The 14,215-nt window shown below is 34.6% G+C and carries 15 protein-coding genes; 5 read left to right on the top strand and 10 right to left on the bottom strand.

Going from position 1 to position 14,215, the window contains the following annotated elements; genetic code table 11:
• The first annotated feature begins 231 nt into the window (after positions 1–231).
• Complete coding sequence (locus ACXR6G_RS03525) at positions 232–666, top strand: hypothetical protein (protein ID WP_458360019.1); 435 nt, start codon at positions 232–234, stop codon at positions 664–666.
• A 189-nt stretch (positions 667–855) separates the two neighbouring features.
• On the opposite strand, the gene ACXR6G_RS03520 is transcribed toward ACXR6G_RS03525, so the two are convergent.
• Positions 856–2,394 (bottom strand): recombinase family protein, encoded by a 1,539-nt coding sequence (locus ACXR6G_RS03520; RefSeq protein WP_458360018.1) that lies wholly within the window; start codon positions 2,392–2,394, stop codon positions 856–858.
• Between the two features lie 43 nt (positions 2,395–2,437).
• On the opposite strand from ACXR6G_RS03520, the gene ACXR6G_RS03515 reads away from it, so the two are divergent.
• The 3 genes from ACXR6G_RS03515 (at position 2,438) to ACXR6G_RS03505 (ending at position 5,093) form a co-directional block, all read left to right on the top strand.
• On the top strand, positions 2,438–3,145 hold the full coding sequence (locus ACXR6G_RS03515) for a YifB family Mg chelatase-like AAA ATPase (protein ID WP_458360411.1): 708 nt from the start codon (positions 2,438–2,440) through the stop codon (positions 3,143–3,145).
• Positions 3,146–3,581: 436 nt separating this feature from the next.
• A complete protein-coding gene (locus ACXR6G_RS03510) occupies positions 3,582–4,253 on the top strand; it encodes an inorganic pyrophosphatase (RefSeq protein ID WP_458360017.1) in 672 nt (223 codons plus the stop codon).
• 219 nt (positions 4,254–4,472) lie between these two features.
• Positions 4,473–5,093 (top strand): SPOR domain-containing protein, encoded by a 621-nt coding sequence (locus ACXR6G_RS03505; RefSeq protein ID WP_458360016.1) that lies wholly within the window; start codon positions 4,473–4,475, stop codon positions 5,091–5,093.
• Positions 5,094–5,165: 72 nt separating this feature from the next.
• Here ACXR6G_RS03505 and ACXR6G_RS03500 read toward each other — a convergent pair whose 3' ends face one another.
• The 7 genes from ACXR6G_RS03500 to ACXR6G_RS03470 all read right to left on the bottom strand — a co-directional run bounded on the left by ACXR6G_RS03500 (position 5,166) and on the right by ACXR6G_RS03470 (position 11,422).
• A complete protein-coding gene (locus ACXR6G_RS03500) occupies positions 5,166–6,668 on the bottom strand; it encodes a NapC/NirT family cytochrome c (RefSeq protein ID WP_458360015.1) in 1,503 nt (500 codons plus the stop codon).
• Between the two features lie 122 nt (positions 6,669–6,790).
• Positions 6,791–7,405 (bottom strand): cytochrome b/b6 domain-containing protein, encoded by a 615-nt coding sequence (locus ACXR6G_RS03495; RefSeq protein ID WP_458360014.1) that lies wholly within the window; start codon positions 7,403–7,405, stop codon positions 6,791–6,793.
• A 5-nt stretch (positions 7,406–7,410) separates the two neighbouring features.
• Positions 7,411–8,331: a hypothetical protein gene (locus ACXR6G_RS03490; RefSeq protein WP_458360013.1), complete on the bottom strand. Its 921-nt coding sequence runs from the start codon at positions 8,329–8,331 to the stop codon at positions 7,411–7,413.
• A 66-nt stretch (positions 8,332–8,397) separates the two neighbouring features.
• Positions 8,398–8,817 (bottom strand): c-type cytochrome, encoded by a 420-nt coding sequence (locus ACXR6G_RS03485; RefSeq protein ID WP_458360012.1) that lies wholly within the window; start codon positions 8,815–8,817, stop codon positions 8,398–8,400.
• 18 nt (positions 8,818–8,835) lie between these two features.
• Complete coding sequence (locus tag ACXR6G_RS03480) at positions 8,836–9,717, bottom strand: DUF5777 family beta-barrel protein (RefSeq protein ID WP_458360011.1); 882 nt, start codon at positions 9,715–9,717, stop codon at positions 8,836–8,838.
• Between the two features lie 16 nt (positions 9,718–9,733).
• Positions 9,734–10,096, bottom strand: a complete 363-nt coding sequence (locus ACXR6G_RS03475) for a hypothetical protein (RefSeq protein ID WP_458360010.1) — start codon at positions 10,094–10,096, stop codon at positions 9,734–9,736.
• A 210-nt stretch (positions 10,097–10,306) separates the two neighbouring features.
• Positions 10,307–11,422 (bottom strand): hypothetical protein, encoded by a 1,116-nt coding sequence (locus ACXR6G_RS03470; RefSeq protein WP_458360009.1) that lies wholly within the window; start codon positions 11,420–11,422, stop codon positions 10,307–10,309.
• 185 nt (positions 11,423–11,607) lie between these two features.
• On the opposite strand from ACXR6G_RS03470, the gene ACXR6G_RS03465 reads away from it, so the two are divergent.
• On the top strand, positions 11,608–12,303 hold the full coding sequence (locus ACXR6G_RS03465; protein WP_458360008.1) for a Crp/Fnr family transcriptional regulator: 696 nt from the start codon (positions 11,608–11,610) through the stop codon (positions 12,301–12,303).
• On the opposite strand, the gene ACXR6G_RS03460 is transcribed toward ACXR6G_RS03465, so the two are convergent.
• Together ACXR6G_RS03460 and ACXR6G_RS03455 are read right to left on the bottom strand one after the other, a co-directional pair.
• Positions 12,293–13,201 (bottom strand): DMT family transporter, encoded by a 909-nt coding sequence (locus ACXR6G_RS03460; protein ID WP_458360007.1) that lies wholly within the window; start codon positions 13,199–13,201, stop codon positions 12,293–12,295. The two genes, ACXR6G_RS03465 and ACXR6G_RS03460, sit on opposite strands and share 11 nt — an antisense overlap.
• 106 nt (positions 13,202–13,307) lie before the next feature.
• Positions 13,308–14,204 carry a hypothetical protein gene (locus ACXR6G_RS03455; protein ID WP_458360006.1) on the bottom strand — a complete coding sequence of 299 codons (897 nt, stop codon included), beginning with the start codon at positions 14,202–14,204 and terminating at the stop codon, positions 13,308–13,310.
• Between the last annotated feature and the right edge of the window lie 11 nt (positions 14,205–14,215).

The raw sequence follows: 14,215 nt of genomic DNA, 5'->3' as shown, positions 1-14,215 counted from the left end.
TCTTGAAATGAATAGGTAGTGCTATTATTTATGATTTGTGTTATACGCATGGCTAGGGTATATTACTATAAGGGCTACCAAACCTAAGAAAAAATAGCCCCACCTCTTTTCTTCTCCTCAGGTTTTACGCAACTATAATCAAAAATATTATATGAAATAATTGTAGAATTTACTTTGAAAAAAAATCAAACTAAGAAATATTATGTAAGTTTGAATAACAAAAAATGTCTTATGAAGAAAATTTTAATAGGTTTAATCCTAAGTATAGTAGTGGTTTTCAGTGCTAACTGTCAGGATAAGAAGTGTGTTAGCTTTGGTTTAGTCCGCTTGGAAGAGAAGTCTATTAATAATTATCAGAGTACTACGTTTGAGTTTACGGAGCAAGCTCAGATTAAGTTTGATGAGGTTAGAAAATTTATTGAGTCAAAAGGTTACAAGTACATAGGTAAAGATGTGGGTACAGATCTAATTGATGGTAACACCTGGGAGCACAATATTTACCTTTTCTTCAACCCACTAAAGACCAAAGGCATAAACTTAGATTTTGTTCATATGCACACCGTAATACGCCCAAATACTTATGAACCTAATGGGATAATTTCAGATCGGTACTACCTTAAAGTTAGGACCAATATTACCAAAATAGCACCTCAGGCAGACATCTAACAAATTAGATTATAGTATTTATATCAAAAGCCGTTATAGTTTGGGTAAACTATAACGGCTAGAATTATATACTGATTATCAGCTTATTTCGCTTTTAAGAAAGCATTCAATTCTTTCTGATTTAAGTTCCGCACAAGTTTTAATACATTATGGAACTGCTCATGAGGTGCAATCAATGATAGCCCTTCATTAATTATTAATATCAATCTTTTTTGTATTGGTTAGAGAAAATGGAGTAGCATGGAAGTTTCTGTCAAAAATTCTTTTGTCTCTAGAACTGATAAAATTGATACTCTCCTCTCCAGTCTTTATGAAAAATTTAACCTTATAAGCAACATTATCTTTCCTTTGGTTAAAAGGAGTCTCATTCAGCGGAATATTATAGATTTCGATCCGTCTAATACTTTTAGCAAACTCTCCAATTAACTGATTACCATCTATACCATTGTCCGGAGAAAATTTTTTAGGTTTTTCAGGGGTGATTTGAAGTTTTTGTCTTAGAGATACTAATCGTACTTCTGCCTTCGTTAGGTCTTGCTGGGATGTTTTTGATAATTCCGCAAAGGCTATCTCTGGTACAATTTTTTTCATATATCCTTTAGTTAATCTTAACAATTCAGAATTTATTACATCTATCTCTTTCTCGAGGTTGGCTATTTTAAGCTTTATAGTTTTGTTGTCTTGTTCAACCTTTGATAATATCTTATCGAAATCAAAACTTCCAGTTTGTGTATGACAGAGGAATGTCAGTAGATTAAGTAGATCTATATTAATACCTGTTAAATCACAGGATTTAGTCTTATATCCACTTTTCTGACTTAGGCACTTGTAAGCGTTATCTCTTAGATTACTCCTTCGGTGCATAAACATCGGTTCACCACAGTTACCACAATATAAAAGTCCTTTTACCAAATTAATATTAGAGGCATCTTGAGCATACTTATTAGCCTTACTCTTAATAATGGACTGTACCTTTTCCCATTTCTCCACAGGTATAATAATATCAAGGTTGTAAGGTACTTTTTCGTCATTATGATAACGTTTGCCTTTATATAAAGCATTCTTTAAGATCGTGTTTATAGTCTTATCAACCCATTTTTTATTTTTACGTGTGGGAATACCTATTTCGTTTAAATGTCTTGCAATTTTAAGCATACCCACTCCAGCGATATATTGATCATAAATCAGCTTTACAATTTGAGACTCTTCGCAGTGAACAGCTAATTTCTTTTCCTTTGAATAAAACCCAAATGGTTGAACAGCAGCGTTTGCTCCTCCATTTAACTTGGAGTTTCTTAATCCGGATTTTACTCTCATTTTCATTGTTTCTAGTTCTGTCTCAGCAACACCTAGAAACACTGAAATTATCATGGTTGCGTTATTATTCTTTGATCCATCTTCATTAAGTGTCCGGATGTTTTCCTTTTTGGAATGCACACATACGCCTTGATCTATAAAGTCATATAGAATATTAACTGAATTTCGAAGGTTACGACCAATCCGACTTAACTCCCAAGTTACGACATGTTTGATGTTTTTCTCCTTTGTAATTTGTTGTAAAAGAGTCATGCCTTCTCTTTCATTTGCTTTCTTTGTACCGGAAATGCTTTCTTCAATAACTTCTACAATATTCAACTTTAGAAGTTTAGAATACTCTAATAATTCTTTTACCTGTCGTTCAGTGTCTTGTTTAGATGTAGATACTCGTGCGTATATTATTGCGTCCATAATTTTTTAACAAATATAACACTTCCCCTCATTATTACAAGCAATAAGCGACGTTGCACTTGTCGGAGGTGGTACAGTTCCAAAGCCCGGTGAAATAAGTCTATCGCACAACGGTGTGCTTTTTCTCGATGAATTACCAGAATTTAAGCGCACTGTGCTTGAGGTCATGCGACAACCTTTGGAAGATAGAACCATTACCATATCACGTGCTAAGTTCACGGTTGATTATCCAGCAAGTGTGATGTTAATATCATCGATGAATCCTTGCCCTTGTGGTTTTTACAATCATCCTGATAAAGATTGTTTATGCCCTCCTGGAATGGTTCAAAAATATTTGAGTCGAATATCAGGACCACTTCTCGATCGTATTGATATCCATATTGAGGTGACACCTGTTTCATTTGATAAAATTTCGGATGAACGATTGTCTGAAAAATCATCCGTTATTAGAGAAAGGGTAGAAGCCGCACGTCAAATTCAAATTGAACGTTTTGTCGATGAAGAAGGGATGCATAGCAATGCAATGATGAGTTCTCGACTTCTGCGTAAATATTGTAAACCCAACGAAGCCGGTATGCAGCTTTTGAAAGTAGCAATGGAGAAGGTTGGCCTTTCAGCACGCGCCTACGATAGAATCCTAAAAGTTTCACGCACTATCGCCGACTTGGCTGCCTCCGAAAATATCGAAACTGATCACCTGTCTGAAGCGATTCAATATCGTAGTCTTGATCGTGATGGATGGGGAGGGTAAAAATTAATGTTGAATTATAAATTATTAATGATTTTGTTGAATGTATAAGGGGGCTCCATGTAGTGCACCTTTTGTTTTGCTCTTGTTTGGGTGTAATTCGTAAAGTTATCGGATAACTATTAACATTTACGAAAATTTATCCGATAACTATCTTAATGGTTTTGGCTTAGGGTTCCTATAGCTATCGGAAGCAGTGGAAACCCTGCAGCTGATTTGGTTTTTGTGCGGTTGGGCGATAGTTATCGCGATAGAATGTTAAGCCTTGTCGTTAGTATGAAGGCAAGCCCCAAATTAGATGGCGGTAAATACTCAATTTTCAGGAATAGGGGAAAAGAAAAATACGATTGTGTTGTTTTCTATATTGTTTTTTTACTTTTGTTATACAAATTTTAAGAGCAGGTAACTGTTTGGTATTGAAATTGAAAAATATAGACTAATGGGAAATAAATTAAATGATCCTATTGGCCGATTGATGGGCTTACGTTATAAGTCGCATCCTTGGCACGGGATTGATGTTGGTGATGATGCACCGAATTCTGTTATGGCATTTATCGAGATGGTGCCAACTGACACCGTTAAGTATGAAGTTGATAAGGTGAGTGGTTTTTTAAAAATTGACCGTCCACAAAAATATTCAAATGTTGTACCAGCTCTTTATGGTTTCTTACCTCAGTCGTATTGTGGTAAGTTGGTAGGTGAGTATTGTAGCGAGAAATCGGGGAAAAAAGATATCAAAGGTGATGCCGATCCATTGGATATTTGTGTGTTGACTGAAAAGTCGATTGCTCATGGTGATATTATTGCTGAGGTACGTCCTATTGGTGGTTTTCGTATGATTGATGGCAATGAGGCGGATGATAAAATTATTGCTGTTTTAAAGAACGATGCGACATACGGTAATTACAATGATATCTCAGATTGTCCAGAGGTGATTGTAACCCGATTAAAGCATTATTTCCTGACTTATAAGGATATGCCTGGTTTGGAAAAGGAAGCCGAAATTACCCATACTTATGGTGTTGATGAAGCCAAAGAAGTCATTACACGTTCTTTGGATGATTATAAAGCGCGATTTGAAAATCTGGAAGATATTCTTAAACACGTATAATTCGAATCTTCCCAATGTGAAGTTTGAATTTTTAGATATAAAAGGAGCTCTCGATTCGTCGATGAGCTCCTTTTTTTTATAATACATAAATAATTTTTGTTACTTTTAACTCTTTATAGCGAGTCAACTACTGTTGACTTATAGATTTATGTTAGTATAAATAATAATTATGAATGTTTTATGCTTACTTCACACACAATTTGAAATTTATTTCGTTTAATGGGAGATAAGGAGAATTCAAAAATTAGAATCAATGCTCTATTGAAAGAGCTGGATAGGCAACAGCTTGAAGTCAAGAAGAAAAAAAACTTGATTCGCGTTATTGTATCTGTTATAGTCGTCGTATCTCTAGTTACTTTTAGTGTTGTTTATAAGAAATCTGACAGTCATAAGAGCCCAATCATCCAGGTTGAGCGAAAAGGTGGTGATATTGTTAAGGAAGAAAAACTTGTAAAAAAACAAGTGAAAACCTTTCAACTCGTTTTTGAAAACTTTAATCAATATCCCTTAGCTCGTTTTTTTAGTGAAAATGAAGCTCTTTCTTTTCAGCAAGAAATTAATAAATTAAACTTGCCCAAAACTTTAATTCATATTGATAGTATCAAAGGAAAAGAGAGGGTTTTAACAATTTCATCCAACTACCGTTATTATATCCAGTTTGGAATATTTCGGAAGCAATTGCTTTCTGATTTACCAGAGAATATGATTTATCTCCATCAGATAAAAGGTGAGAATTTATACAAATATCGCTTAGGTCCATTTGCTAAAAGTTCACAAGCGAATAATTTAGTTAAAAAACTAAATATTAAAGACTATCTGATTGTTGAAGTGTCAAAATAATCTTAAACATATTTAAAAGAAAAACCTCTCATTCTTATTAGAAATGAGAGGTTTTTTTTGATGTAATCCCGATTAATAGAGTTGTGCATGGCATTCAGAACAAAGTTGTGTCTTCCACTGTTTGTCGATATCGATTGGATGCATAAACTCTAATGGTTTATCTATGCTTGCATTTTGTATCTCCCCTGTTTTACCTTGCGAAATGATATCATGACAAAGATTACAATCTCTGGATATTTTCTCCCCTTTTGCCGTCACGTGCTTGTCGTTATGACAACGGAAACAACCATTTGTTTCTAAATGGCCTAAATGATTAGGATAAGCTTTCCAACTGACGCCCATTTCAGGGAAAATATTCGATGTGTATCCCTTCTTAATTGCAGTAATTGCCTTACTTATATCCTCGATATTTGATTCAAGTATCTCAGGATACATCACATCGTAATATTCTAATACCTGACTCTTAATGGCTATCATGGCACTGTCTGTACTTGGATAATCTTGATTAAGAATATCCATACACAAGACTTTAATGTCTGGTAATTCTTTGGAAATATCTCCAGACGTTATAATATGATCGATGAAATTTTGAGGATTGTGATAGTCATGCGATGGTCTGTTATGACAATCTAAGCAATCCATTGTACGTGTCTGCAGACTGTCAATTTCTTTCTCGCTAAGTAAATTATCTGGCTCAAGGTATAATTTAACCTCTCCCGTTTTAAGATTGGTATATTTTACCCAAGGTAATTTCTCTCGATTTTTCGATGAGGCGATGTATTCAATCTTTACGTCGGTATTGATATGCCAGTGAATCCCTTCAGATATCCCATTTGCGCTGAGACTAGCACTGGTTTTTATCTTCATAAGGATATTGTGATCTGTCGTTGTTTCGTCAGCTAAATACGATCTTTTGTTTTTCAACTTACTGTCGTAAAATTTCTGTGGCCAATGGCATTGCTCACAAGTTTCTTGTGCAGGGCGCAAGTTTTCCAATGGAGTAGGAATTGGTTTGGGATACTTTTTAGCGATAACAGAATACACTTGGTATAGACCTGATAGTTTACTTCTCATATACCAACCGGTTCCTTCTCCCACATGGCACTCAACACATTTTACACGTTCATGTGATGATTGATGATAGGCAGTATGTTCTGGAGCCATAACTTGATGGCAAAGTTTTCCGCAAAATTCAACAGATTCGGTGTAATGAAAGGCATGGTAACTTCCCATAGATGATATGATCATTATAAAAGTGCTACCGATGATGAAAACGATACTCGCATTTCGGGTTTTCGGGTTATTAAAGTCGACTTTAGGCCATTCTAATTTGTCTTCGGGGAGTAGATGTTTTTTAAATTTACGGTTTGTTCTGATCATTCCAATGGGAATCAGAATTAAGCCACCAACAAAAAACATGGGGAGGATGATATAGATCAATAGCCCAATGTATGAACTACCAAGATTATAAAAGAAGGAAAGAGCAAGTAAGAATCCAATAATAAATAGATTCATTACAGCAATACCTGCTCCTAAAAGAGATAGCCAGTTTCTAGCTGAATTTGGGAGTTTCATCTTGATTAGATTTAAGTTAACTCCCAACAAATATTGGGAGGAATTCACCCTATATTTTATCTTAAAACCCTATACTTATATCATCATTATGAGGTGTTAGGGGACTCTAAAATGTCATTAAATTAATGCCAACCCGTAACGATACTTATGAAATTACTTATAGGTTTTTTACCAATTGTTGCAAAGTATAGATGGATAATAAGGAATATTGAAATAAAGAATCCAACGATAGCGTGCAGTAGAGCTGTTAAAAAGATCCCACTCATATTATAGGCTTCTTCAATAATAAGTTCGGGAAACAGAAGGGCAATACCCGTAATAATAATAACAGGAACCAAGAGATACATAACAGCAACGTAGGTGTATTTTTGGATTGGATTGAATTTTCTTTTCTCTGAAATTGGGTAAGGTGGTTCTTCATTTTTAAACAAACCGAATACGTAGTAGCGTAATTGTTTAAATAGACGTTTACCTAAACCTTTAGGTTTTATTCTATAATATTTTTTGTTTGATGTGACCATATTACCAATGAAAAACAGCAAGTAACTGATTGAGACAATTATTCCTGCATAATTATGAAGTGTAACAGCTAAATCGAATCGTATCAATTCAAATCCTGGCTTTGCAAATTGCATATTTAGACCTGTGTAAATTAATACAAGAATTCCCAATGCATTTATTGCGTGCCAAATGCGTAACCATACCGGATATAAATATATTTTTCCTTCTGTAGCCATGAAATCTATTTTTTTATAATTCTGAAAAAACTATGAACAATTACTCCAGCAATAACTGCCATGAAAATAAGCATACTTAAAAGGTTAAGCATCTCGTTTTGGTAGGCTCCAATTACGTAGGATTTGTTAGAAAGAATTACGCCGACTTTTCCTTCTTCACTTCTAGCTTGAATGTTTTTATACTTATATAATGATGCATTCAAATGCGAATTGGCTGTATGACATTCTACGCACAATTTAAGAGCCTTTTCTTTCGGTAAAATATTATGTGATATCATTAACGAGTCCACAACTTGAGTATGACACTCAATGCAACGTACATTCTCGAAATGTAATTTCTGATTAGGTAGCCAATTGTGAGTTTCAATTAATCTTGGATTTAAACTGTCAGACATCAAGGAATATTTTGATGTGTTATCGTGACAGGAAATACACATTTCGTTACTGAATTTTACAATGTCTTTAATGTTACCACTTGTTCGAGCCGTTGCTTGATAATAATGTTGATCATGACATTTAGAACATGTGAATAGCTCACCTATTGCTTGCGCATGAATACTTTTATTGAACTCTTCTTCAATTTGTTCAAATTTATAATCTGCAAAATTTTCATCTCCCCCATGACAATCGATACATGTTGAAAGAGGTTCGAGTTTAAGCTCTCCTTGATGAGGATAGGTTTCGTAGTCAGATGAATGACAATCTATACATGCAAAAGAGCCGTGAACACTAGCCTTTATTCTTAAAGAATCTAAGATGAAATATGGGTTCATTAAGCGCTTTTCGTTACGCTCAGTCCAATCATTATAAATTGTGTGTGTCTTGTTAGAATGACAACGTAAGCAATCATTATCAGCTTTAAGATTCACTGTAAATGAAGCTAAAAAGAGAAGAAGGAAATAAATCCGATATTGAGGGAAACGCATATATTAAGAATAAAGTAAAATTCCTGAAATACAGAGCACTTCAGGAATTTATTAGGGTTTATAATCTTATTTCAAAGTTCTTAGATAGTTTATGATTGCCCATCGGTCTTCATCGTCACCAATCTTTTTTTCGTAGTTTGGCATTTCGTCTCTACCAATAAATGATTGATAGTATAGAACACCATCAGATTGAGCTTGAACTTCTGCATTTTTAAACGAACGAATAGCAGTTTTCATACTTTTAGCCTTAGGCCCATTAGCTTCCCCTTTGCCACCATGGCATGATTTACAGTGCTTTGAATAAAGCATTTTGCCGACCTTATTCAATGATGCATCATCTTTAAAGGTATTTTTCATTGTTTTGTACTTTGCAGGGATTTCCCATGGTCCACCCATTTTTTTATCCTGAGGTAAAGCAAAAGCCATGAATAGTGCACCAGCTAATACCAGAGATAAGCCTAGAAATATGTTTTTGAATCTTTTCATAATTTTAAATTTTAGAGATTAAAAATTCCACAATCTTGTGATTGTAAAGCCAATCATATAATTGTCTAAGTCAATTTTACTATGGTTATTCACCATGATATCCTGCTGGACTAAACCATTAGAATTACCCATGTAAATTTGGAAGGCGTGTGTACTAGTAGAAATTTCATAACCAAAGGAAAAGTTTGGTTCTGGATTTTCATAATTGTCAGCTTCTGAATCTAAGTAGCCCAAATCAAGTGGCATATCAAGATTGAAAATGATAGATCCCTGAGGTGAAACCTTATATCGACCATTAAAGTGCACACCAACTTTATCGTGATACATTCCTTTATTAATTAAATTGTAGTGAGAAAAACTAAGGCCTGTTTGTAAGCTTAATTCATCCGAAAATTTTCTGCCTACAATTACTTGAGCAAAAGAAGATAAGCGATCAGAGGAATTAAAATCATCGTGAAATTGATCTTTATCTCTTCCATCAATGGCGATATTTCCGTAAAAAGCAAGTGCAACAGGAACTGTATTGTTTCTTGTTTGCTCTAGTATGGTCCATTTCGCATTAAAATCGGTGGTCATATTTTCTTTAGTTGCTCCAATTCCAATTTGAATGTTTTTTGCCACAACGTAGCTTAATCCAAGTCGAATATTCGCACCTGATGCATACAAACCCCAAAGATCAGAACGTCCATTTTCTACAGTCCCAAATTTGTGTTGAATGGCAAATTCTAAAGTGTTTACGGGTTGAATAACGGTCGTTTGATTATCAATTAAATAACCGCTCTCAAAAGGTGATCTTACTGGTTTGTCAACCTTCTTGGTTTCAGTTTCAGTCTCTTGAGCAAGAACGCTCCCAAAAGCAAAAACAAGCAGGCATGATAATGTAAATATTTTGTTTCTCATAATTGCATGTGTTTGATTAGTTATCCTTAGCTCCTTCAGTAATCCATGTTAATAGCAGAAGACGTTCTTGTGAACTCATATTTTCTCCATGACCGTCCGTTGAACGTTTGTAGATTTCGCTATCAGCTGGATTTGCTGTATTTATAAAGTTTCCATCCTTAAGGTTATCATAGGCAGACCCTGTTATTAAAATAGGTGTTCTGCTATCGTGACAGTCTATACACTTAGCTTGAAAGATAGGTTCGACCTGCGTTGAAAAACTGATCGGATTATCTGGATCAGGTTCTGGAGTTGGAATATCTTCAACAATATAATCGTATTCGCAGGCAACTAATCCAATCATGAAAAGGAAAGCTAGTACTTTGAAATATCTTTTCATATGGTTATAATTTTAATAAGAATAATAAGATGTTTACTTTATTCCTTAACTCCTTTTAGTAAGGTGTAGCAATAAGCTTGCCATCTCTGTATCAATTAAATAATGTTTCTTTTTATGAGAATAGAAACATCCAGTTTTATCTATAAAGGAGTTGTTTAATATTAAATTAAACAACTCCTTTTTTGTATTTAAAAGTTATCGAATTGCTTATTATGGAGCAGGAGTTGGCTCTAATGCTAAGGCCTCAATAGAGTTTTGCAATAAAGCTTTTATATATTTAGGGTTATGAGCTCCTAAACTACGATCTTCATCTAAACCAACATAGTTAAAAAATGCACGAGCTTGTACAGTTGGATATATTCCTGGAACTACACCGTATTCACCAGGCAGAGTTACTAGCTCTATTACTCCAGTTTCTTCATTTAGTTCATATATTTCCTCTTCAGCGAAACCAACTACGCCTAATCGAACTAATTCGTCTCTTAAAACTTCAAGTTTTGCAGCAACGTCAGTTCTTACACCTCCATAATTGAAGTCGATATTATCAGCTTCGTGACATGTGTTACATGCTAATAAAGATGGTTTCCATGAGTGTCCGCCTTCACCTTCTTCAGTATCATATTCTGCCATATGACAACCTGTACATGAGGCTTGATCTAAATGTTTTGCAGAACCAGCTTCAGGATAGTCAACAGAACCTTCAATTTCAGCAAAGCCGATACCAGCTACAACATTAGCCTGAGCACCATGATGAGGCCCCCAATGTGTACTTGAGATATTGAATGTATCTTCTCCAGGATTGGTTAAAGCAGGTTCACCTCTTCTGGATTGATGACAATTAGCACATAAATTTGAGTTGCCTTTTAAATCCATAGTTACGGTTTTATCAAATATTGGATTTATAGGAGCTTTAAGTCTTAGAGCATAATCTGTTGCTTCCATTGTCTCGTGTAAGCCATGACATGTCGCACACTCCCATGCAGTAGGGTTTGTAATATTACCAAGAACTTCGCCATTGTTAGCAAATTGTACAAAACCTTGATGAGAGTGACATGCAGCACATGAAGCACGTCCACCAGCATAGTCTACAGCATTTATTCCAGAGCTGTGTACAGACATAGAAAATTGTGCATCGATGTTCGCTTTGGTTTCGCCAGAGTGACAAGCCAAACATGTAGCATTGCCATCAGTGCCATCAACACCATCAGTACCAGCAGCACCATCTGCACCACTTAAACCATCAACTCCTGCAGGGCCTTCACAAGCTGCGAATATTGCTCCTACTGCAAGAAATAGAAGCCAGATTTTAAATTGTTTTCGTTTCATAAGATTAGGGGATTAAGAATTAATTACATAAAACTACTGATTACAGAAAAAAATCTCCCATGATGTGCAATGACAGTAATCTATTGTAATATTGATTCTTAATAGAAAAAGAGGCGATAAGAATTTTGGTTTGAGTTGATATTTATCACTATATTAGAAAAAGAATTATACCTAAATAAACCTATATGTTTGGAAAAGGAACTGATGTTTGCTGTGGAACTTGTCCCCATGCATGGCCAAATTTCAAAAATTTATCGCCTGTTGAAATGACTGAAATGAGTCAAAATCGGTTTCAATCGAGTTTTACTGCAGGAGAAATGATATTTAAAGCAGGGTCACCTTCATCCAATGCCGTCTTTCTCTCTTCGGGCATTGCTAAAATATATTTAGAAGGATTTGATGGCAAGAAAATAATCCTTGGTTTATGTAAGCCGGGTAGATTAATTGTAGGTCCTGGAGCCTATGTTGACTCAACCCACCACTATAGCTTAGTTGCATTGACTGATGTTAGAGCTTGTTTTATAGACATGAAACTGATTAAATCCTACGTGCAATCTAATCCCTTGTTTAGTGAAGGATATATGAAAGATATTAGCGAGAAATCATTGCGTACTTTTTATAAAATGATGAGCCTTGTTCAGAAAAAAATGCCGGGTCGTATGGCTGAAGGTCTTTTAACTCTTGCTGACGAAGTTTTTCTATCTGATGAATTTAAACCAATTCTTTCAAGACAAGAATTAGGCGAATTTACAGGAATGGCCAAAGAAAATGTGGTTCGTATTTTGAAAGAGTTCTCTAACGAAGGAATTATCAGTACGAATGGTTCAACGATAACGATTAAGGATAAAGAGAAGTTGAAGTTGATATCAGCTAATGGCTAGTTTTATTCTTTTTCATTCCGGAAATGGATATTACAAAAATTCCTACTATTGTAAGTAATCCTCCAACAAATTGAATCTGACTAGGTAGTATTCCCAGAAAAATAAATGAGCCTAATATAATGAAGAAACTTCGGCTTGTTATAATGAGTGTCACTTTTGAGGCATCAAGATACTTTAAAGCCGAAAATGTTAGTATGGTACCAAGGAATGGTCCAAATAATGAGCCTATAAAGATATACAATACTGATTCGCTAGTATAATGAGGTAATTCAAATGTATAGAGATTATAGAGTACAAAGCTAAACCACAATGCTATATTGCGATATAAGGTAATCATAGACGAAGGTAGTGTTTTGACTTTTGATTTTGCCAAAACAAGACTGATTCCATAGAATAGAGCAAAGGTAAAAGTCGCTAAACTTGCAGGGCTACTAAGTTCCTTTAATTGAAAACCTGATTCAGTAAAGTTGATTAGTCCAACCCCTAGTATTGTTAAAAATACACCTGCTATTTCGGGATAAGAGAACCTCTCCTTAAGAAAAAAGAAGCCAAGTATAATGACAAAAATTGGACTGGTATTTGCCAAAAATGAAACGATAGTTGGGTTTGGAGTCAATTGAATAGCAACAAAAAAAGCAGAAGTAGCAATCAATTCTGAACAAGCAATTAAGAGTAAAGTCCGTTTAGATGCTTTTGGTAAATTTTTGAATGAATTATTATTCTTTTTATACCAGTTGAATAGCGTATTCCATAGTAATGCAAGCCCAAACCATAAGATCCCAAAGCTAGCCAAACTCACATCTTTCATTGCAATCTTACTGAAAATGTAAACATTCGAAAATGTGATGGTTGCTAAAAGTGCTATTAAGGAACCTTTTAGTTGTTTTGATTGAAGCATGGAAATGTTTATTCAATTATTTCGATGCAAATGTAACTTATTTATGCTGAGTTTAAGGGCTGCATTTCAAAGAGATCTTTATTCCGATATCTAGTTTTATTCAACTCTATTTAGTTGGAATCACTTCAGCTTGTATCATTGGATTTCTTAAAACACCTTTTCTCTGTTTCCATTTATTGGTGTAATATTTATGATTCCAGCCTTCAATATTTAATTTTGTTCTGTCGCCAGTTGTAGCACCCAGTCCTATCGAATTTGAAATGTTCCCATTTATATATTTACTTTTAATGTAGCCATGTTTTAAATAATAATCTGCAGAAAATGCTTGAACTGCAACCAGTAGGCCTTCTTTAGGGAAGTCTAAACCATATTGGCTTAAATCGATGCTTACCCAATGATTTTTATTAGGCTCTAAGGCTGCAATGATCACTTTAGGAGTGATCTCTTCTTTAAAAGGGAAATGGCCTTTATATAGTCGCACTAGAAAAGGTCTATACTTCCAGCTTTTATTTCCAAATGAATGCATATAGACTCTAATGGATTTGAGTTTGCTGCTTTCACCATTGTATGGAATAAACAATCCGGCTTTGTTTGAAAAGCCTATTTGGGAAGATCTAAAGCTATGCTTAATTAAGTTCCCTAACTTATAGGATTTCGTTTTTTTTGCTTTAATTGAAATTTCACCAATTTGGTAAATCTCATTTTCAAGTCTTATTTCAAGATGCTTTATTAGATCAATGCAGTTGATTCTTTTTGTCTGATAGCCAATGCAACTAATGATAAGCGTGTCTATATCCGTGAAGTTGGGGTAGTCGATCTTAACCAAACCATCTTTGTCTGTCATGAAAAGATAATCTGTTGTTTGGGTTACAACTTGCAGATGAACAAATTTCAGTTCGGTATTGTTTGTTGATAATACCTTGCCACACCAATTGAGATTTTTAACTGAAGCTAATGCTTGAAGATTTAGTGAAATTAATATCAACAAATAAATAATTCGCATAATTCAATTAA

The sequence above is a fragment of the Ancylomarina sp. YFZ004 genome (assembly GCF_054254355.1).
Note: the sequence above shows the minus strand (reverse complement) of the source record. Positions and strands in the feature narration are given on the sequence as shown.